This is a genomic window from Paractinoplanes bogorensis (assembly GCF_018829635.1).
Classification (GTDB): Bacteria; Actinomycetota; Actinomycetes; order Mycobacteriales; family Micromonosporaceae; genus Actinoplanes; species Actinoplanes bogorensis.
Genome location: NZ_JAHKKG010000002.1, coordinates 722,270 through 742,395, shown reverse-complemented (window position 1 = coordinate 742,395; position 20,126 = coordinate 722,270). Strand labels below are relative to the sequence as shown.

The following is a 20,126-nucleotide window of genomic DNA, read 5'->3' as shown; positions in this document are numbered from 1 at the left end:
CGCGTACGTACCAAGCGATATGGGAGGGACCACGGAATGACCGAGGCGTTGCCGCGACCCGGCGACGTGCTTCTCGTGGGAGGTGCCGCCAGCGTCCAGTTCCAGGGCGACCGCGCGCTCACCTTCCGGGTCATCCGCGTCGACCCGCGCATCACGTACGACGGCTGGTTGTGGATCGACGGTTACGTGCTCGGCCCGTCCGGCGACGCCCTCGAGCGACGCGTGATCTTCGTACGCAAGGACGGCCTGGTCAAGAAGTACTAACGCCCGGCCGTCACCGTCGACAGCAGCTCGGGCATGCGGCGGTCGAGCGATTCGGCGGCCACGCCCGACCCGATCAGGTAGGCCGCGGTGCCGAACGCTATGCCGACCGGCAACCCGATCCACCACCACACGGCGCCGAGCGTGAAGGCCAGGATCTGCAGCGGCACGGTGGCGATCAGCGCGCCGAACATCACCGCGACGGTGAGCAGGCCCTTGGCCGCCCCGCCGCCCGACGACACGGCGAACGGGCTGGTCGACTCGGGCAGTGAATAGGCGGCGCGCACCGACATCGGCAGCACCAGGCCCAGCCCGACGCCGTAGGTGGCGATGAGCAGGCCGAGATCGCCGGCGATCCGCTCCGGCCGGCCCGACACGGCGCCCACCACCAGCGCGATCAGCAGCAGGAGCGGCAGCACGAACATGGCGTGCGCGGCCGCCCGCGAATGGATCTCGACCCGGCCCGGAACCCCGGCCGTGATGTTGGCCGAGTACGCGCTGCCCTCGTAACCGAACTGGTTGGCCAGCGCGATGGCCGCGATCGCGCCGACGAAGACCGCCATCGGCCCGGCCGGACCGCCGCTGACCGAGATCGAGATGGGCAGGAAGAACCCGGCCACGACCAGCGTGATCAGGGCGGCGCGGCGCCGGGTCTCGCGCCACCAGTAGCGTCTCTCGCGGGCGACCAGCGCCCCGAACCGGCTACGGGGCAACCGGCGGCCGAGCAGCAGGGCCGTCGGCGAGGCGATCTCGCGGTCGGTGCCGCGACGACCCCGGCTCTCCGAACCCAGCATCGCCTTCTCCAGCGTCGCGCCCCACCAGACGAGCAGGACGACGATGGTGGCGGCGACGATCAGGAGCTTCAGCGGTACGGCCCACAGCCGCCCGCCGGCCACCTCGAGGCCCAGCGAGTACGGGGCACCGAACGGGGTCCAGCCCAGCACGTCGGCCAGCACGGCGAAAGCGTCCCAGTCGGCGCGCTCGGCCCCGGCCAGCAGCGCCAGTTGCAGCGGCCCGAGCAGAGCGGCCATCACGGCGAACAGGACCACGGCCAGGTCACGCGATCGGCGCGAGCGCAGGCCGGTGGCGAAAGCGCTGGTCACGGCCCGGCTCACGGCCACGCAGAGGAGCAGGCCGAGCAGGATGCCGACGAGCTGGGTCACGGCCGCGAAGGCGCCGCCCAGGGCCGCGGCCGTGCTCACCATGCCGGCCGTGGCGGCCAGTGTGGACAGAGCGGGCAGGCCGGTCAGCGCGGCGGCGAACAGACCGGTGATCAGGGTGCGGTGGGCGAGCGGGAACAGCGCGAACCGGGCCGGGTCGAGCGACTCGTCGACCCCGAAGAACACCAGCGGGAAGAACAGCCAGCCCAGCACCAGGGCCGAGCCACCGAGTTGGAGCAGCATCGCGGCCGCCCGCGCGTTGTCGGCCACGCCGGGGATCGCGAAGATCGCATAACCGGCGATCGCGAAGAAACCGGCCATGACCGCGCCCAGCACGAAGATCGTGATGCGAGCCGGGCGGCCCCGCAGGCCGTTGACCTGCAGGCGCAGTTTGAGCCGGACGAACGTGCCTACAGCCATGCCAGTTCCGAGCCCGTGCTGACCCGGCCGCCGACGACGCGGACGAACACCTCTTCGAGGGAGCTGTCACCGCGTACGGAATCAAGCGTGCCGTGCTGGCGCAGGACGCCGTCGGAGAGGATCGCGACGTGCGAGCAGAGCCGCTCGACGACCTCCATGACATGACTCGAGAAGATCACTGTGCCGCCGCCGGCCACGTAGCGCTGCAGGATCTCGCGGATGCGGGCGGCCGAGACCGGGTCGACCGCCTCGAACGGCTCGTCCAGCACGAGCAGCCGTGGCGCGTGCAGCAGGGCACAGGCGAGGCCGATCTTCTTCCGCATGCCGGCCGAGTAGTCGACGACCAGGGTGCGGTTGCCGGTGCCGAGCTCGAGCACGTCGAGCAGTTCGCGGGCGCGTTGGTCGACGGTCGCCGCGTCCATGCCCCGGAGCAGGCCGTGATAGGCGAGGAGCTCGGGGCCGGTGAGGCGGTCGAAAAGGCGTACGCCATCGGGAAGCACCCCGAGACGGGCCTTGGCCGCGACCGGATCGGCCCAGACGTCGGACCCCAGCAGGACGGCCTGACCGGCGTCGGGGCGCAGCAGGCCGACGGCCATCGAGAGGGTGGTGGTCTTGCCCGCGCCGTTCGGGCCGAGCAGGCCGTAGAACGAGCCGGCGGGTACCTCGAGGCTGACGCCGGAGACCGCGAGTTTGGTGTCGAACCGTTTGACCAGCCCCCGCAGTGACATCGCGGCCGCAGCCTGCTCGGTCGGGTCTGCCCCACGTGGTGCCGGCACCGTCATGGCAGTGAACCTATCGGCTGCTCGCCACCCTGACCAGCACAAATCACACCCGCAGGGACTCCGGAGCGTGCAGTCGCAGCATGGTCGCGCCGACATCGGGCGGGACCCGCCGGCTGGTCAGGAGCGAGCCGACGATCATCACCAGGAAGGCCAGCGGGACGGTCCAGGCGGCGGGCTGACCCACGGCGTCGGCGACCCAGCCGTCCAGGGGCGGGCCGAGCACGGTGATCAACACGGCCGCCATCGACGCGCCGCCCCCGGCCAGAATTCCGGCCACCGCGCCGACGTCGGTCAACCGCCGCCACCAGATGCCGAGCACGAGTAGTGGGCAGAAGCTGGAGGCGGCGACGGCGAACGCGAGGCCCACCACCCGCGAGACGTCCATGTTGGAGACGTACAGGGAAAGAAGAATCGGCACTGATGCGGCCAGAACGGTGGCCAGGCGGAAATCGCGGACCGAACCGCTCCGGCCGGCCCGCAGCACGTCGGTGAAGACCACCCCGGCCACGCTGGTGAGCAGGCCGGACGAGGTGGAGAGGAAGGCGGCCAGTGCGCCCGCGGTGACCAGGGCGCCGAGTAACCGGCCGAGATGACCGCCGCCGAGAGCGGCCTCGGGCAGCAGTAACACCACGGCGTCGGTGCGGCCGGTCATCAGCAACTGCGGGGTGTAGATGCGGCCGAGCACGCCATAGAGGGTGGGCAGCAGATAGAAGGCGCCGACCAGGCCGAGCACGACCAGGGTGGTGCGGCGGGCCGAGGCGCCGTCCGGATTCGTATAGAAACGGACCAGCACGTGGGGCAGACCCATCGTGCCGAGGAACGTCGCCAATATCAGGGAATAGGTGGTGAAAAGGGTGCCGTCGTCGCCGCCGGGCAGCAGCCAGTCCGGGCCGAACGTGGCGTCCACAGTGCTCACCCGCGGCACGGGAGCGCCCTCGTCGTAGCTGAGCTGCTGCCCCTTTTCGAAGGGAACGCCGTCGACCACCGCGTCCTGCTCGAGCACCACCGTGGTGGCGGCCGGGAAGGTCGCGCCAGGCTCGGGCGTGACCGGCGGACGACCGTCGGACTGCCACTGCAGGGCCAGGAAGATCACCGGGACGGCCAGCGCGGTCAGCTTGAGCCAGTACTGGAAGGCCTGCACAAAGGTGATCGCGCGCATGCCGCCGAGGGCCACGTTGGCGGTCACCACGACGCCGACCAGCAGGGCGCCCCATGCGTACGAGCCGCCGGCGACGGTGGTGAAGGTCAGCCCCGCACCCTGCAACTGGGGGACGAGGTAGAGACAGCCGATGAAGACGACAAAGACGCTGGCCAGGGTGCGCAGCAGGGGCGAGCCGAGGCGTACCTGGCAGAAATCGGGCAGCGTGAAGGCACCCGACCGGCGCAGCGGCGCGGCCACGAAGAGCAGCAGGGCCAGATAGCCCGCGGCGAAGCCGACCGGATACCAGAGCACGTCGACGCCGTAGCGCAGGATCAGGCCGGCCACACCCAGGAACGACGCCGCCGACAGGTATTCGCCGCTGATCGCGGCCGCGTTCCACGACGGGCTCACCGACCGCGACGCGACCAGGAAGTCGGACGTGGTGCGGGCGAACCGCAGGCCGTACACGCCGATCCCGACCGTGACCAGGATGACGACGATCAGGCTCGGGACCAGGTAAGGGTTCACTGTTCGGGCCGTCTGATCAGGGCCTCGAAGTCCTGCTCGTTACGTTCCGCCCAGCGCACGTAGGCCCAGCCCACGCCGATCAGGAACGGGAACGAGAACACGCCGAGCAGCAGCCACGGCAGCAGAACGCCGAAGACCTTGACCCCGCCCACGCCCGGCGCGACCGCGAACAGCAGCGGGAGCGCGCCCAGCCCGGTCACCACCACCAGCGCGAGCCGGAGGGCGAGGGCGAGCTGGGCCCGCATCAATCCCTTGACCAGCGCCTCGCCGACCGGTGTCTGCTCGGCGAGGTCGGATCGGGCGCGGTCGGCCGGGCGTCGTGCCGCCGCGGCCTCGCCCAGCACCACACGCGTACGCCGGGGGGTCGTGCCCGCTGCGTCGTCGGTGGTCATGACCGGGAGTCTGGCCGTCAGCGGCCCGATGTCAAGGGGGTGCAGTCGAAGGTGGGGTTTCCGTGAGTCGCGATCAGCACCCGGGCCTGCTGCCGGCCCAGGCTCCAGCTGCGCCAGTCGTCGCTGGTCGTCACCAGGCCGGTGTTGAGGCGGCCGAGCACGCAGAGCAGTTGCTCCTCGGTCAACCCGTCGGCCTTGGTCAGCGCGGGAACGGCGTCCGGGGAAAGGTCGCCGAGGTAGCTCAGGTCGATCGGGCGGTCGCCGTTCGGCTGCGCGTTGCGCTCGGCGATCATCCCGTCCGGGTTGGCCACGGCCAGGGCGATCAGGGCGCCGACACCGGCCGCGATCGCCACCCGGGGCAGCCACGGCGCCCGGATGCGGCGGCCCGCGATCAGCACCAGGAGCAGCACGAACACGAACCACAGCTCGCAGCAGAAGACCAGGAGCCGCAGGCGGGTCAGGCCGTACTCATTCGTGTAGAGGACGATGCGCTGGATCGCGGTCGCGGCGATGACCAGGGTGAGCGCGGTCAGCGCGCCGAGGACGATCCGGATCAGCAGACGGTCGGTCCGTCCCTGGCGGGGAGCCCAGCGGGCGGCTCCTGCGAGCACCAGCAGGGTCAGGCCGACGACCCAGCTGAGCTGCCAGAATCCGCTGCGCGCCTCGCTCGCGTATCCCTGCATCTCCGTGTTGATCATCTGGACGGCCACGAACGCGGCGAACAGCGCAGTCAGCAGGCTCAGCGGGACGGCCCACTCCCAGCGGTGCACCTTGCGGCCCTCGGTGCGGTCCAGCTTGGACAAATCGGGCGGGGCGACCCGGAGGAACGCGGCACCGCCGACCGCCATCGCCGTGAACCCGCCCAGGAAGATCCACCGGAACACGGTGTCCACGCCCAGGTCGGGGACGAGTCGTTCCAGCGCGGTCGCGAACCGGGCGTCGGCCGAGGCCAGCAGGGAGCCGAAGGCCAGGAGCAGGACCGCCGAGACGAGGGCGGTGGTCAGGATGCGGACGTTTCCCTTACGCGGTAGGCCGCGGGCCAGCCACGGCACGGCTCGGAAGGCGGCGATGTACGGCATCGTGTACGCCACGAAGATGCTGCGCATCGAGCGGCCGCCGGCCAGCGCGAGGGCGGCGGTGAGGGTGGCCACCACCACGCACAGGGCGTAGAGCCAGCCCGCGGAGCGGAACGTGCCGACGGCGAGTAGAGCGACCGTGGCCAGGGCCCAGGCAAGTTGTTCGGTTCTGACGTTTCCCCGGCGGTGAGTCACCAGGGGCTGGGGGCCACGGGTCTTGGCCACGTCGGCTATGAACACCGCGGCCATGGCGGCGATCGCGGTGACCAGCCAACCCACGCCGGCCCGGTCGAGCGGCAGGCTCAGCGCGGCGATGGCGGCGGCCCCCGCGACCGACGCGACCGTCACGATCGAGGCCGGGCGGCCCGGACCGATCCACTGACGTCCCCACGGGGCAGTCGCGGGCCACGGGCCGTGCAGCGGCGGAAAGACCTGTTTTTGGGCAGGGGCTATCGACATTTCGGACCTCAGCTTTCGGGTTGCTCTTACTTGCTGATCAGCGGAAGCGTTACGTGGATCTCGCAGCCCGGGTGCTCGGGATCGACGGCGGCGATCGTGCCGTGATGCAGCTGGACGACCCAGCGGGCGATGGCCAGCCCGAGGCCGGTGCCGCCCCCGCCGGGCCGCTCGCCGCGGGTGAACCGTTCGAAGACGCGGTCGCGCTCCTCGGGCGGAATTCCCTCGCCCTCGTCGGCCACGGCGATCAGCACATGCTCGTCGCGGCGCTCGGCGCGCACCTGCACGGTGCCGCCGGGCGGACTGTGCCGGGCCGCGTTGTCGAGCAGATTGGCGAAGACCTGGTGCAACCGCTCGCGGTCACCCGGCACGACGATCGCGGCCGACGCGACCTTGAACCGGACGTCGCGCCCGGCGCCGGCCGCGTTGACCTCGGCCTCGCGCACCACGCCGTCGAGGAACGTCCGCACGTCGATCGCCCGGCGCTTCAGCGGTGCCACGCCGGCGTCGATGCGGGACAGGTCGAGCAGTTCGGTGACCAGCCGGCCGAGCCGCTCGGTCTGAGCCAGCGCGGTCTGCATCATCTCGGGTTCGGCCTTGGCCACGCCGTCGACGATGTTCTCGAGCAGGCCCTGCAACGCGGTGATCGGCGTCCGCAGTTCGTGCGAGACGTTGGCGATCAGCTCGCGTCGCTGCCGGTCGGCCGCGGCCAGGTCGGCCGCCATCTGGTTGAACGCGACGGCCAGCTCGCCCACCTCGTCGGCCGAGGTCGCCCGAACCCGCCGGTCGTAGTCGCCCTGCGCCATCGCCCGGGCCGCCGAGGTCATCTCGCGCAGCGGCGAGGTCATGCCGCGGGCCAGGAACTGCACGATCGTGACGCCGATGACGGTCGCGGTGACGCCGGTCCAGATCGGGAACCAGCCCAGCCACAGATAGAACCAGAGAAGACCGCTGAGGCCGCCGGCCAGCAGCACCATGATGATCTTCATCTTGATCGACCGCACCGGGTCGAGCGGTCGCGGCAGGCCTCTCATTTGCGCACCTCGAGGGCATAACCCACCCCGTGCACCGTACGGATGAGGTCGGACCCGAGTTTGCGGCGAAGTCCCTTGATGTGACTGTCGACCGTGCGGGTGCCGGACGCGTCGGCCCAGCCCCAGACGTCGGCCAGGAGGCGTTCGCGGGGAAGCACCGTACGGGGGTGGGCCGCCAGATGCACGAGCAGGTCGAACTCGGTCGGCGTCAGATGCGCCTCGACCCCGCCGCGCAATACCCGGCGCTCGGACTGGTTGATCTCGAGATCCCCGAACCGCAGAATCTTGTCGTCCCGGGTCTCCTGCCCCTTCTGCGCGCGCCGCAGCAGGGCGTGCACGCGGGCGGCCAGCTCGCGCATCGAGAACGGCTTGACCATGTAGTCGTCGGCGCCGACGGCCAGCCCGACGAGCAGATCGGTCTCGTCGTCGCGGGCGGTGAGCATGAGGATCGGCACGGGCCGCTCGGCCTGAATGCGCCGGCAGACTTCGAGCCCGTCGAAGCCCGGCAGCATGACATCGAGCACGATGACGTCCGGCGGCGTCCGTCGCGCGGCCGCGACCGCAGACGGCCCGTCGCCGGCCACCTCGACCACGAAGCCTTCGGCCCGCAGCCGGGCCGCAACGGCTTCCGCGATGGTCCGCTCATCCTCGACGACGAGAACGCGCCGCTCAGTCTCCACGCCCGCACCTCCTTCGGTGGTAGAGGCGGCCGGTGCGCCCCCGTGACTCACCGGCCGCTTCGGCGGTGAGCTTATTGATCCCCCGTGCAGGCAGGGCGGTGACTTTGTGAACGACCTGTGGAGATCCCCGCTCTTACCGCTGCCATGGGTCGACGACGGCAATGCCGGTGTCGACGAAGTCCTTACCGTTGCGGGTGGCGAGCGTTGCGGCCTGGGATCGGCAGATGGCCGCGATCTGCGCGTCGAATCCGCTGATCGGGTTTCCGTCACGTTCGCGTCCCGCGACCAGGTCGGCGTAGGCGGTGGCGGCGGCGAGGTCGAACGACAGGACCTGGCGCGGGAAGGCGGCGAAAATCTCGTTGGCGGCCTGGTGCAGATCGTGTTTGCGCCGGCCGTCGGGGAGCCGCGCGATGCCGTAGCGGATCTCGGCGACGGTGACCGACGTGGTGTAGAGGCCAGTGCTGGAAGTTTGCTGCAGCCAGGTGAGCACGGCCGGAGCCGGGGCCACGCGCATGAGTTCAGAGACGACGCTGGTGTCGAGGACGATCATCAGTCGTCGAAGTCCGCGGAACGGGGCGGGGTGGTTCGGTCCGACACATCCAGATCCACACCGCCGAGCCGCCCGAATCGTTCGGTCAACGCGCTGAACAGGTCGTTCCGGGGGCGTTCATCCTCGGTAGCGGCTGCGGTAAGGATCAGGCGGATTTCAGCTTCCATGGAGCGGCCGTTGCGGGCGGCCCGGAGACGCAGCTTCTCTCGTACGGAATCATCCAGATCTCGGATGCTGAGGGCCGCCATCGTCGTCTCCTCGTCACCAATGGTTGATAGCAATGCTAGCGCACACCGATTTTGTCCCCATCTGCCTGTGGATAACTCTGTGGAAAACCATGCTGGGCTGTGGACAACGGTGTGGATTGGCTGTGTATGGCTAGCGGGTCCAGTCGTGTTTGGCCGCTCTGATCAGGCGATCCTTGAGTTCTCGGGTGTGTCTGCGGCTTACCGGGAGCTCGATGCCGTCGACCGAGACCACGTAGCCGGATGTGGTCAGGCGTAGCTCGGCGATCAGGCGGATCTGCACCAGGTAGGAGCGGTGGATGCGGACGAAACCGGCGTCGGCCCAGCGTTCGGCCAGGGTGGCCAACGAGACGCGTACGAGATGGGAAGCCTCTGACGTGTGCAGGCGGGCGTAGTCGCCCTGGGCCTCGACCCAGCGGACCGACGAGCGCGGCAGCATGCGGGTGGTGCCGGCCAGCTCGACCGGGATGGCGGGCTCGTCGGTGGGCGGGGTGGGCGCGGACGCAGGGATCACGCGGGAGCCGGCCACCCGGCGCAGAGATTCGCCCAGGCGTTCGGCTCGTACGGGCTTGCGGACGTAGTCGGTGACGCCCAGGTCGAAGGCGTCCACGGCGCCGTCGTCGTAGGCGGTGACGAAGACGATCGCCGGTGGGCGGGCGAAGCGGCGCAGGATGCGGGCCAGTTCCATGCCGTCCAGGCCGGGCATGCGGATGTCGAGGAACACCGCGTCGACCTCGGTGTCGCGCAGCACCCGCAGCGCCTCGGTGGCGTCGCCCGCCCGGTGCACGTGGGCGACCCGGCCGTCGGCGTTGAGCAGGTAGGCCAGCTCGTCCAGGGCGGGCGGCTCGTCGTCGACCGCGAGCACGACCAGGCTCATGCCCGTACGCCCGGGTGGAACTTGGGAACTCGCATGCTCACCTTCGTGCCGGCTCCGGGCGCTGTCTCGACCACCAGGCCGAAGTGGTCGCCGAAGACCGATCTCAGTCGCTCGTCCACATTCGCCAGGCCCACGTGCTGCCCGTCGTCTGTCTCGGGCATGCCGGCGGCGAACACCGCCGGATCCATGCCGACCCCGTCGTCTTCGACCGTGATGTGGCATTCGGCGCCGGCGTCCTGGGCCTCGATGCTCACCATACCGACGCCGGGCTTACGTGACAGGCCGTGGCGGACGGCGTTCTCGACCAGCGGCTGCAGGCACAGGAAGGGCAGCCCGACCGGCAGCACTTCGGGGGCGATCTGCAGGCGTACCTGCAAACGGTCTCCGAACCGGGCCCGCTCGATCGTGAGATAGCGGTCGATCGAGCGCAACTCCTCGGCCAGCGTCGTGAAGTCGCCGTGGGCGCGGAACGAGTATCGGGTGAACTCGGCGAACTCGAGGATGAGCTCGCGGGCCCGCTCGGGGTCGGTACGGACGAACGAGCCGATCGCGGTGAGCGCGTTGTAGATGAAGTGCGGGCTGATCTGGGCCCGGAGCGCTCGCACCTCGGCCTTGGCCAGACGTTCGCGGGACGAGTCGAGTTCGGCCAGCGCGAGCTGTGAGCCGGCCCAGCGCGCGGTCTCGAGCGTCGCCTGCACCAGGCCGGGTGCGGGCTGGTCGTCGGCCACGGCCACCAGTGCGGCGGCGGCCCGGCCGTCGGGGCTCGACAGGGGGGCCACCACGGCGCCGCGCACGATGCAGTCGACCAGGTCGCACGGCAGGTCGGAGGCGGAGAGCACGATCGAGCGTTGCGCTTCCAGAGCCCGTACGGCGGCGGCGGTGAACTGGTCGCTGTGGTGGCTGCCGCGACCGTCGAAGGCCAGGCAACGCTCGTGGTCGGTGATCGTCAGGCCGGCCGCGCCGATCAGGGTGCGCAGGGGGCGGGCCGCCTTGGCCGCGGTGTTCGGGCTGAGGCCGGCACGCAAAGGTTCGGCGGCGAGGGCAGCGGTGTGCAGCACGTCGTAGGTCGCTCGCTGCATGGCGGTGGCGATGCCGCGGCGGGCGCGCAGCCGGATGACGGCCAGCACGGCGGCGGCGAGAGCAGCTAGGACGGCCAGGACCGCCAGCACACTGCCCACCTGTCCGGTCACGCAGCAGATAGTAGGCGGTCATAGCGTATTGGCAGGGTGCCAACTGGGATTACCCCGTAGTAACAAACCGATCAACAATTTAAACAAGTCGATATATGGCGAGCTCATCCCCAACCACCCTCAGGGAGAGTGCCCATGTTCAGTAAGTTCCTGGCCGCCACCGTTCTGGCCGGCGCCCTCGTGACGGCGTCACCCGCCGCACCGGCCCTCGCCGCCAACCCCTACGAGCGCGGTCCCGCCCCCACCACCAGCACCATCGAGGCGTCGCGAGGCTCCTTCGCGATCAGCCAGACCACCGTCGCCCGGTCCTCCGTCAGTGGTTTCGGCGGCGGCACGATCTATTACCCCACCAGTACGACGGCGGGGACGTTCGGCGCCGTGGCCATCTCGCCCGGGTTCACCGCCTCACAGTCCAGCGTCTCGTGGCTCGGCCCCCGGCTCGCCTCGCAGGGCTTCGTGATCATCACGATCGACACGCTGAGCACCCTCGACCAGCCGGCCAGCCGCGGAACGCAGTTGCTGGCCGCGCTCGACTACCTGACCCGTACGAGCAGCATCCGCACCCGGATCGACGCCTCCCGGCTGGGCGTCATGGGGCACTCGATGGGCGGCGGCGGCAGTCTGTCGGCCTCGGTGTCGCGGCCATCGCTGCAGGCGGCCATCCCGATGACCCCGTGGCACGGCACCAAGAGCTGGTCGAGTGACCGGGTGCCCACGCTGATCATCGGGGCCGAGAACGACAGCACGGCGCCGGTGAGCTCGCACGCCGAGCCGTTCTACACCAGCCTGCCCAGCACCGCCGACAAGGCGTACCTGGAACTGAACAACGCCTCACACTCGGCGCCGACCTCGACCAACGTGACGGTCGCGAAGTACAGCATTTCGTGGCTCAAGCGCTTCATCGACGACGACACCCGCTACGACCAGTTCCTGTGCCCGAACCCGAGCGGCTCGGCCATCCAGGAGTGGCGCTCTACCTGCCCGTACAGCTGAGCCTGCTGGCTCCGCTTCGCTCCGCGGCGGTCGCCTTGTAACCGCTGAGTTGGCAGCCGGTTTTCCGCCACCCGCAAACCCCGCGGGCGTCGAAAAACCGGTTGCCAACTCACCGGCGGCGATCGCGTTAGTAAGCGCCTTTACGTTTCAGGACCACGAAGATCGTTCGCCAGAGGATTCCGAGGTCGTACGTCAGGGACCAGTTGTCGACGTAGTACAGGTCCAGGCGTACGGCCTCGTCCCAGCTCAGATCGGACCGGCCGGACACCTGCCACAGGCCGGTGATGCCGGGGCGCACCAGCAGGCGGCGGCGCACGTCACCCAGATAGTCGCCGTCGTCGGCGGGCAGCGGGCGCGGCCCGACCAGCGACATCTCGCCCTTGAGCACGTTGATCAGCTGGGGGAGTTCGTCGAGCGAGGTGGCCCGCAGCTTCGCCCCGAACGAGAAGATCCGCGGGTCGTTCTTCATCTTGAAGAGCATGCCGTCGGACTCGTTGAGCTCCTCCAGCGTGCGCTTGCGCTCCTCGGCATCCACGTACATCGTGCGGAACTTCCACACCCGGAACGTGCGGCCCTCGTGGCCGACGCGGGGCTGGCGGAAGAAGACCGGGCCGGGGTCGGAGAGCTTGATGCCGATCGCGATGGCCAGCAGGATCGGGCTGATCAGCAGCAGACCGAGGCCGGCGGCGACCCGGTCGAGCAGGTTCTTGACCAGCCAGCCGGGACCGGAGAGCGTGGGCTCCTCGACGTGCAGCAGCGGCAGGCCCTCGATCGGGCGGATGTGCACCCGGGGGCCGGCGATGTCGGTGAGCTGGGGGGCGACGACCAGGTCGACGCCGGTGCCCTCGAGCTGCCAGGCCAGCCGGCGCAGTTCGCCCGGTTCGGCGCTGGCCGAGCCGCAGACCGCGATCGTGTCGGCGCCGACCTCGCGCACCAGCGAGAGCACGTCGCGGGCGGCGTAGACCGGCACCGGCGTCTCGATGCCGCGGGCGGCCGCGTAGCCATCGGTTATGTGAATGGCGACCGGGATCAGGCCGGCGGCGGGGCTGCGGGTGACCGCGGTGTAGACCTCGAGGGCCTCGGGCAGCGTGCCGACCAGAACCATGCGGTGGGCGCCGTGGCCGGTCTTGCGCCGGGCGAAGTGCAGCACCTGGCGGGCGGCGACCCGGCCGATGAGCAGGAAACCGACGCCCATCAGCGAGACCGCGGCGACCGTGCCACGCGAGAGCGGGGCCTTGGTGGCGAACGCGAGCAGCGACACGCAGGCCACGATGGTGACCGAGGTGCGCACGATGCGCTTGAACTCTTCGCTGCCCAGACCCAGGTAGCGGCGATCGTAGGTGCCGTTGGCCCAGAGCAGGACGAGCCAGCCGAGCGGGAGAACCACGTACGCGAAGAAAATGAACAGCTGCTCGTTGTGCAGGAAACCGAGGCTGCGGCCGTAGAAACCGGACCGCGACTTCTCGATGTAGGTGGCGGCCAGATGACTCGCCAGCACCACCGAGATCAGATCGAGGAAGACGAGGACCAGCGTGTACGGCCGGTGCCAGCGCGACAGGCGTTTGTGCTGACGCGTCCAGGCCGATCGGGGAACGCCGTTGCTCGGTGGCGGCTCCTGCTGCCACTCGAAGCTGTCGTACGGCACGGGTTTGCTCCGGCTGCTGTCGGTAACCGGGTGATGCAGGCCAGCGGTCACCTCGCCTGAGTCCTCCCGCATCCGGAAAAGATTACGCACCGCAACGTGTTTGGACGGACAACCGCGCCGCGGAAACGTGGGACCGGGCCACTATACCGATGGATCGGGCGGAAAGAAGCGGACGTAGCGCCCGCTTTCCCTACCGTGCACGTAGCGTGACCGATGCGCCGCTATCGGATCAACTTGGACAGGCGTCGATCGGCCAGCGGCTTGCCCCCGGTCTGGCAGGTCGCGCAGTACTGCAGGCTCTTGTCGGCGAACGAGACCTCACGGACAGTGTCGCCGCAGACCGGGCACGGCAGGCCCGTGCGGGCGTGGACGCGCAGGCCGGCTCGCTTCTCGCCCTTGAGCTCGGCCGCCTTCATGCCTACCGAGCGTGCAACGGCATCGGTCTCGACCTCGCGCATGGCCGCATACAGCGTGTCGATCTGCTCGTCGGTCAGTTTGCCGGTGAGCGCGAACGGCGACATCTTCGCCACGTGCAGGATCTCGTCGGAGTAGGCATTGCCGATGCCCGCGAGTACCTCCTGGTCGACCAGCACGCCCTTGACCTGCCCGCTGCGGATCTTGAGGCGGGCGGCGAACTCGTCGCGCGACACCGCCAGTGCGTCGGGGCCGAGCCGGGAAACACCGGGGACCTGGTTCGGATCCCGTACGAGATAAGCCGCCAGGGACTTCTGGGTGCCGGCCTCGGTCAGGTCGAACCCGGACTCGTCGTCGAGGCGCACCCGGATCGCGATCGGCCCGCTGCCCGGCTTGAGCGGGGCGGGCGACTTGAACGCGTCGCGGTAGTGCAGCCAGCCGGCCCGGGCCAGGTGGATGATCAGGTGAATGTCATCGCCGAGCCCGATGTCGAGGAACTTGCCGTGCCGGCCGGCCGAGGTGATCGGCAGCCCGGCGATGGCCGAGGCGGGCGGATCGTAGGTCTTCAGCGCGCTGAACGAGGACACCTCGAAGCGCTGCACGGTGTGGCCGACCGCGCGCTCACGCAGATAGGCCGCGAGCGCCTCGACCTCAGGGAGTTCGGGCACGTGGTCAACGGTAGCGTTAAAAACCGTGAAGGTCGTCGTTGCGCACAACCGCTATCGGGAAGCGATCCCCTCCGGCGAGAACGTCATCGTGGACACCGAGATCGCCCAGCTCCGCGAGGCGGGGGTCGAGGTGCTGCCGTTCCAGCGCAGCTCCGACTCGATCGGCGAGCTGCCGCTGGCCGAGAAGGCGCTGCTGCCGCTGTCGCCGATCTATGGCCGGGCGGCCCAGCGCGACCTCGCCGACCTGCTCGACCGGGAGCGGCCGGACGTGCTGCACCTGCACAACCCGTACCCGCTGCTCTCGCCCTGGGTCGTGAAAACAGCGCACAAGCACGGCGTACCGGTGATCCAGACGGTTCACAACTACCGGCAGGTGTGCTCGTCCGGTCTTTATTTCCGCGACGGCCACAACTGCCAGGACTGCCGGGGCAGGCTGATCGGCCTGCCCGCGATCAAGCACCGCTGCTATCGGGGCTCGGCCGCGCAGAGTGCCCTGATGGCCACCACCCTGGCCGTGCACCGCCCGACCTGGCGTTCGGTCGACCGGTTCATCGCGCTGACCGACCGGATCGCCGCTCACCTGCGCGACTACGGGATCGCCGACGAGCACATCGTGGTCAAGCCGAACGGCCTGCCCGACCCGGGCGAACCCGAGCCGCTGGGTGAGGGTTTCCTGTACGGCGCTCGCCTGTCCCCCGAGAAGGGCCTGGAGCTGCTGCTCGACGCGTGGCGCCGGCACCCGGACGGCTCGCTCGGCCCGCTGCGGATCGCCGGTGACGGCGAGTTGCGGCCGCTGGCCGAGCAGGTGGCGGCCGAACGCTCCGACGTCACCTACCTCGGCGTGCTCGACCGCGAGGGGATGCGGAAGGCGCGCACCGACGCGGCCGTCGTGGTGGCCGTGCCGACCTGGAACGACGTGCTGCCGACGGTGATCCTCGAGGCCATGTCGTCCGGCCGGCCGGTCCTCGGAACCGACGTCGGTGGCATCCCCTACCTGGTCGGCGACGACGCCGGCTGGGTCGTCCCGCCGCAGCCCGAGGCACTGGCCGCGGCCCTGCCGATCGCTCGGGACCAGGCCGTGGCGAGAGCGTCGTCGGCCCGGGCCCGCTATCTGAGCCGGTTCCACCCGCGGGTGCTGACCCCGCGGCTGATCGAGATCTACACCAGCCTCACAGCAAACTCTGATCATCTGTATAGGTAGATCTTGTCCGGCCCGGGGAACGCTCGGGTACGTGAGTGAATCCCCCCGCACTACCAGGCGAAATGTCCTTATCGGCGCGGGTGGCGCCGTGCTCACCGGCCTCGTCGGCGGTGGCATCGGCTATGCCCTCGGCCGCGACGACGAACCGGCTGCCGTCCCCGATGACGCGGCGGCGACCCCGGCCGGTGATCCGAAATACCGTTCCCGCCCCGATCTCCGCACGCTGCCCGACGTCACGATCACCGTGGCCGCTAACGGCACGGTGGCCGGTTCCGTCTTTCTCACCCCGGCCTCGGGAACCGGCCTCTGGGGTCCGCTGATCGTCGACGAGAAGGGTTCGCCGGTCTGGTTCAAGAAGGTGCCCGACCCGGCCACCGTCGCGATCGACCTCAAGGCCCAGCGGTACCGGAACAAGCCCGTGCTGACCTGGTGGGAGGGAACCATCGGGGGCACCGGCGGCCAGGGCGTCGGCCAGGGCGAGTTCGTGATCGCCGACCAGTCGTACCGGGAGATCACCCGCATCCGCGCGGCCGGCACCGAGCAGGCCGACCAGCACGATCTGGTGATCACACCGCAGAACACCGCGCTTTTCTGGGTTTATGACCCGATTCCGTACGACCTCAGCGCGCTCGGCGGTCCCGAGGACGGTGTGCTGCACGACGGCGTGATCCAGGAGATCGACATCGCGACCGGCCGCAAGGTCTTCGAGTGGAGGTCGAGTGAGCACGTGGGCCTGGACGAGTCGTACGCGCCGTTGCCCCAGGGCGATTCGGCCCATCTCCCGTACGACTACTTCCACGCCAATTCGGTCGGGCTGGCGGCCGACGGCAACATCATCGCCTCGGCCCGGCACACCTGGTGCGCCTACAAGATCGACCGGAAGAGCGGTGACATCGTCTGGCGGATCGGTGGCAAGAAGTCCGACATCGAGGTCGACGAGCGGACGAAGTTCTCCTGGCAGCACGACTTCCGGCAGCGACGGGACGGCTCGTACGGGCTGTTCGACAACGGCGCCGGGGTGACCAAGGAGAAGGAGTATTCGCGCGGCGTGGTGTTCAAGGTGGACGAGGCGGCCAGGACGACCACGTTCGTCGCCGAGTACCTGCACCCCGACCGGCTCTCCGCACCCACACAGGGCAGCTTCCGCGAACTGGCCGACGGTGGCTCGTTCGTCGGCTGGGGGCAGATGCCGCACTTCACCGAGCACAACGCCGACGGGAGCGTGCGGTTCGCCGGGCACCTGCCGCTCGACAACCAGTCCTACCGCGCCTACAAGGCCGAGTGGGCCGGCGAGCCGCTCGACCAGCCCGCGCTGGGCCTGCGGGTCGACGGCGGCAACGTGATCGTCTCGACCAGCTGGAACGGTGCGACCCGGGTGGCGCGCTGGCGGGCCAAGTGGTTCACCCAGCCTGGCGGCTCGGCGGGCGGCCAGGTCGAGGAGGCGTACGCCGGCTTCGAGACGACCCTGACGGTGCCCGGCACGCCCGAGTACGTGGTGGCCGAGGCGCTGGACGCGAGCGGGAAGGTTCTCGGCACGTCGTCGGCCATTCCGGTGCGGGTCTGACAGATCACAGTTGACAGGCTTGGCTAACGCCATTAGCTTTTAGCTAACGGAATTAGCCAAGCCTGGAGGCAGTCATGACCGAGTTCCTGAAAATCGACGGCGGCACGATCGCGTACGAGGTGACCGGGGCGGGGCCGCTGGTCGTGCTCGCGCACGGCATGGGCGACACCCGCGAGTCCTACCGCTTCGTCGTCCCGCAACTGGTCGCCGCCGGCTACCGGGTCGCCAACGTCGACCTGCGCGGCTGCGGCGAGTCGAGCGCCGTCTGGCCGTCCTACACGCGTACGGACATCGCCGGTGATCTTCTCGCGGTGGTGCGTCACTTGGGCGGACCGGCAGTGATCGTCGGGCAGTCGATCTCGGGCGGCGCCGCCACCGTGGCCGCCGCGCAGGCCCCCGAGCTGATCGAGGGCATCGTCGAGATCGCGCCGTTCACCCGCAAGCTGGCGTTCCAACTGGGTGACCTGCGGGTGAAGTCCTACCGGTCGGGCATGACGCGGCTGGGCCTGATGGCCGTGCTGGGTAGCGTGAAGTGGTGGCACCGCTACCTCGACCTGGCCTTCCCCGGGCGCAAGCCGGCCGACTGGGACAACCAGCTGCGGCGCAACGCGGACAGCCTGGCCGAGCCGGGCCGGATGAAGGCGCTGCAGAAGATGGGTCAGACGCCGGCCACCGACGCCGGGGCGCAGCTGGGCAACGTGCGCTGCCCGGTGCTGATCATCGAAGGTTCACTCGACCCCGACTGGGTCAGCCCGCGGGCCGAGGGGGAGGCGATCGTGGCTGAGCTGGCGGCCGGTCTCGGGCAGCTCGAGGTGATCGAGGGGGCCGGCCATTACCCGCACACCCAGTTCCCGGACGAGACCGTCGCCCGGCTGCTCCCGTTCCTCAAGGCGTACGCCCGTGCCTAGGGCCGGACTCGACCCGGCCGCCGTGACCCTCGCCGCGGCCGGGCTGGCCGACGAGGTCGGGCTGGCCAACGTGACCATGGGGGCGCTGGCCGAGCGGCTCGGCGTACGGGCGCCGTCGCTCTACAAGCACATCGACTCGCAGGCCGACCTCAACCGGCGGATCGCCCTGCTGGTGGCCGAGGAACTGGGCGACCAGCTGCGCTCCGCGTTGCAGGGCCGATCCGGGCGCGACGCCCTGGCCGCGGCGGCGCACACCATGCGGAACTACATCATCGAACACCCCGGGCGGTACGCGGCCACGGTACGCCTCGCCGTGACCGGGCCGGACGATCCGCTGGCCATCGCGGGCGGGCGGGTGCTCGAATCGCTGGCCGCGGTCCTGATCGGCTACGACATCGACCCGGCCGACACCGTGCACGCGCTGCGGTTGCTGCGCAGCCTCTTCCACGGCTTCGCGACGATCCAGGCCGCGGGCGGCTTCGAAATGGACACCGACGTCGACGAGAGCTTCAACTGGATAGTCGACTTCATCGACCGAGGCCTGACCACGAAGCCGACGTATGGCCGCCTGACCTAGCATGACCGGCGTGAGTCGGGAGGTTGAGCAGCTCAATCGGCGGCTGTTGCGCGCCCGCGACGCGATCGACCGGGCCTACGCCGAACCCCTCGACGTACGGGCCATCGCGGCCGTCGCCTTCCTGTCGCCGGCCCACTTCAGCCGCTGCTTCCGGGCCACCTTCGGCGAGACACCGCACCGCTACCTGCAACGCCGGCGTATCGAACGCTCGATGTTCCTGCTGGGCCGGACCGACCGGAGCGTCACCGACATCTGCTGCGATGTGGGCTTCACCAGCCTCGGCACCTTCAGCCGCACGTTCCGGCGGATCGTCGGCCAGACGCCGTCCGCCTACCGACGGGCGTACCGGCTGGACGGGGTTCCCTCGTGCGTCCTGATGGCGTACAACCGGCCGTCCAGCAGTTTTGGATAAGCGATCACCGGCAGGCTGCCCCTAGCCTGTGGCGGGGAAAGGGGAATCGCATGATCACGAAGCTGAACGTCACCTCCATCTACGTCCTCGACAAGGACGAGGCCTTGGACTTCTACGTCGGCAAGCTCGGCCTCGAGAAGGGCAACGACGTCACCCAGGGTTCCTACCGCTGGCTCACCGTCCGCGTCCCGGGCGGTGACGGCACCGAGATCTCGCTCGAGCAGCCCGGCCCGCCCATGCACGACGACGCGACCGCCGAGCAGATCCGCGAGCTCGTCGCCAAGGGCGCCCTGAGCGGCCTGGTGCTCAACACCGACGACGTACGGGGGCTCTACGAGTCGCTCAAGGCGCAGGGCTTCACCGACTTCACCCAGGAGCCGGCCGATCACTTCTACGGCACCGACATGGGCCTGCGCGACCCGTTCGGCAATGCGATCCGGGTGTTGCAGCAGGGAAAGAGTTAGGGGCCTAACGCGGCTCGAGCAGGATCCGAGCGCCGGGCCCCTCGAGAGCGAGCGAGTCATTCGGGTTGATCAGTTTGCAGCGGTGCAGCGACAGGCATCCGCAGCCGATGCAGCCCGTCAGGTCGTCCCGCAGACGCTGCATCAGGGCGATCTTCTCTTCGAGCCGGTGCCGCCACCGGTCGGACAGGTGGGCCCAGTCGGCCCGGGTCGGCGTGCGGTTCTCGGGCAGTTCGGCCAGCGCCGCCCGGATCTCGTCGAGGGAGACGCCGACCTGCTGGGCGATCCGGATGAAGGCGACCCGCCGCAGTTCGGCCCGTTCGTAGCGGCGCTGGTTGCCGGTCGTCCGGGTCGAGCGGATCAGTCCCTCGCGCTCGTAATACCGCAAAGCCGACGGCGCCACCCCACTCCGGGCGGCGAAGTCACCTATGGTGAGCGTCTCCATTGGGGTCCCTTGAGTTGAAGTGAACTTCAACTTGCACCCTAGCGTA

General features: G+C 69.8%; 22 protein-coding genes. 8 read left to right on the top strand and 14 right to left on the bottom strand.

Features of this window, described 5'->3' with window-relative positions; translation table 11 throughout:
• Positions 1–36 precede the first annotated feature (36 nt).
• A complete protein-coding gene (locus KOI35_RS08240; RefSeq protein WP_215785411.1) occupies positions 37–264 on the top strand; it encodes a hypothetical protein in 228 nt (75 codons plus the stop codon).
• Here KOI35_RS08240 and KOI35_RS08235 read toward each other — a convergent pair.
• The 11 genes from KOI35_RS08235 to KOI35_RS08185 all read right to left on the bottom strand — a co-directional run bounded on the left by KOI35_RS08235 (position 261) and on the right by KOI35_RS08185 (position 10,792).
• On the bottom strand, positions 261–1,841 hold the full coding sequence (locus KOI35_RS08235) for an ABC transporter permease (RefSeq protein ID WP_215785410.1): 1,581 nt from the start codon (positions 1,839–1,841) through the stop codon (positions 261–263). The two genes, KOI35_RS08240 and KOI35_RS08235, sit on opposite strands and share 4 nt — an antisense overlap.
• Positions 1,832–2,623, bottom strand: a complete 792-nt coding sequence (locus KOI35_RS08230) for an ABC transporter ATP-binding protein (protein WP_215785409.1) — start codon at positions 2,621–2,623, stop codon at positions 1,832–1,834. The genes KOI35_RS08235 and KOI35_RS08230 overlap by 10 nt, the downstream gene beginning before the upstream one ends.
• 43 nt (positions 2,624–2,666) lie before the next feature.
• Positions 2,667–4,292: a sodium/solute symporter gene (locus tag KOI35_RS08225; protein WP_215785408.1), complete on the bottom strand. Its 1,626-nt coding sequence runs from the start codon at positions 4,290–4,292 to the stop codon at positions 2,667–2,669.
• A complete protein-coding gene (locus tag KOI35_RS08220; RefSeq protein ID WP_215785407.1) occupies positions 4,289–4,684 on the bottom strand; it encodes a DUF485 domain-containing protein in 396 nt (131 codons plus the stop codon). Before KOI35_RS08220 ends, KOI35_RS08225 begins: the two co-directional genes overlap by 4 nt.
• Positions 4,685–4,701: 17 nt before the next feature.
• The gene (locus KOI35_RS08215) at positions 4,702–6,219 is read right to left on the bottom strand and encodes a DUF4153 domain-containing protein (protein ID WP_215785406.1); all 1,518 of its coding nucleotides are present in this window, start codon (positions 6,217–6,219) and stop codon (positions 4,702–4,704) included.
• Positions 6,220–6,245: 26 nt separating this feature from the next.
• On the bottom strand, positions 6,246–7,250 hold the full coding sequence (locus KOI35_RS08210) for a HAMP domain-containing sensor histidine kinase (RefSeq protein ID WP_215785405.1): 1,005 nt from the start codon (positions 7,248–7,250) through the stop codon (positions 6,246–6,248).
• The gene (locus KOI35_RS08205) at positions 7,247–7,930 is read right to left on the bottom strand and encodes a response regulator transcription factor (RefSeq protein WP_215785404.1); all 684 of its coding nucleotides are present in this window, start codon (positions 7,928–7,930) and stop codon (positions 7,247–7,249) included. Before KOI35_RS08205 ends, KOI35_RS08210 begins: the two co-directional genes overlap by 4 nt.
• A gap of 133 nt (positions 7,931–8,063) precedes the next feature.
• A complete protein-coding gene (locus KOI35_RS08200; RefSeq protein WP_215785403.1) occupies positions 8,064–8,480 on the bottom strand; it encodes a type II toxin-antitoxin system VapC family toxin in 417 nt (138 codons plus the stop codon).
• Positions 8,480–8,728, bottom strand: coding sequence for a FitA-like ribbon-helix-helix domain-containing protein (locus KOI35_RS08195; RefSeq protein WP_215785402.1), 249 nt, complete (start codon positions 8,726–8,728; stop codon positions 8,480–8,482). The genes KOI35_RS08200 and KOI35_RS08195 overlap by 1 nt, the downstream gene beginning before the upstream one ends.
• Positions 8,729–8,858: 130 nt before the next feature.
• Entirely contained in the window at positions 8,859–9,602 is a 744-nt protein-coding gene (locus KOI35_RS08190; RefSeq protein WP_215785401.1) for a LytR/AlgR family response regulator transcription factor, read from the bottom strand.
• The gene (locus tag KOI35_RS08185; protein WP_215785400.1) at positions 9,599–10,792 is read right to left on the bottom strand and encodes a sensor histidine kinase; all 1,194 of its coding nucleotides are present in this window, start codon (positions 10,790–10,792) and stop codon (positions 9,599–9,601) included. Before KOI35_RS08185 ends, KOI35_RS08190 begins: the two co-directional genes overlap by 4 nt.
• A 135-nt stretch (positions 10,793–10,927) precedes the next feature.
• Here KOI35_RS08185 and KOI35_RS08180 point away from each other — a divergent pair, with 135 nt between their 5' ends.
• Positions 10,928–11,785 carry a poly(ethylene terephthalate) hydrolase family protein gene (locus tag KOI35_RS08180; RefSeq protein ID WP_215785399.1) on the top strand — a complete coding sequence of 286 codons (858 nt, stop codon included), beginning with the start codon at positions 10,928–10,930 and terminating at the stop codon, positions 11,783–11,785.
• A gap of 127 nt (positions 11,786–11,912) precedes the next feature.
• Here KOI35_RS08180 and KOI35_RS08175 read toward each other — a convergent pair whose 3' ends face one another.
• Positions 11,913–13,502 (bottom strand): sugar transferase, encoded by a 1,590-nt coding sequence (locus KOI35_RS08175; protein WP_215785398.1) that lies wholly within the window; start codon positions 13,500–13,502, stop codon positions 11,913–11,915.
• Positions 13,503–13,651: 149 nt separating this feature from the next.
• Positions 13,652–14,512 carry an Fpg/Nei family DNA glycosylase gene (locus KOI35_RS08170; RefSeq protein ID WP_215785397.1) on the bottom strand — a complete coding sequence of 287 codons (861 nt, stop codon included), beginning with the start codon at positions 14,510–14,512 and terminating at the stop codon, positions 13,652–13,654.
• A gap of 25 nt (positions 14,513–14,537) precedes the next feature.
• Between KOI35_RS08170 and KOI35_RS08165 the strand changes: the two genes are divergently transcribed.
• The 6 genes from KOI35_RS08165 (at position 14,538) to KOI35_RS08140 (ending at position 19,638) form a co-directional block, all read left to right on the top strand.
• Positions 14,538–15,713, top strand: coding sequence for a glycosyltransferase family 4 protein (locus KOI35_RS08165; RefSeq protein WP_215785396.1), 1,176 nt, complete (start codon positions 14,538–14,540; stop codon positions 15,711–15,713).
• Positions 15,714–15,801: 88 nt separating this feature from the next.
• Positions 15,802–17,277: an arylsulfotransferase family protein gene (locus KOI35_RS08160; RefSeq protein ID WP_308120852.1), complete on the top strand. Its 1,476-nt coding sequence runs from the start codon at positions 15,802–15,804 to the stop codon at positions 17,275–17,277.
• Positions 17,278–17,351: 74 nt separating this feature from the next.
• Entirely contained in the window at positions 17,352–18,185 is an 834-nt protein-coding gene (locus KOI35_RS08155; RefSeq protein WP_215785395.1) for an alpha/beta fold hydrolase, read from the top strand.
• Positions 18,178–18,762, top strand: a complete 585-nt coding sequence (locus KOI35_RS08150) for a TetR/AcrR family transcriptional regulator (protein ID WP_308120851.1) — start codon at positions 18,178–18,180, stop codon at positions 18,760–18,762. Before KOI35_RS08155 ends, KOI35_RS08150 begins: the two co-directional genes overlap by 8 nt.
• Before the next feature lies 1 nt (position 18,763).
• Complete coding sequence (locus KOI35_RS08145; RefSeq protein ID WP_246612646.1) at positions 18,764–19,174, top strand: helix-turn-helix domain-containing protein; 411 nt, start codon at positions 18,764–18,766, stop codon at positions 19,172–19,174.
• A 50-nt stretch (positions 19,175–19,224) separates the two neighbouring features.
• The gene (locus tag KOI35_RS08140; RefSeq protein WP_215785393.1) at positions 19,225–19,638 is read left to right on the top strand and encodes a VOC family protein; all 414 of its coding nucleotides are present in this window, start codon (positions 19,225–19,227) and stop codon (positions 19,636–19,638) included.
• Positions 19,639–19,642: 4 nt separating this feature from the next.
• Here the strand turns inward: KOI35_RS08140 and soxR are convergent, their stop codons facing one another.
• Entirely contained in the window at positions 19,643–20,080 is a 438-nt protein-coding gene (soxR, locus tag KOI35_RS08135; protein WP_215785392.1) for a redox-sensitive transcriptional activator SoxR, read from the bottom strand.
• Positions 20,081–20,126: the final 46 nt, after the last annotated feature.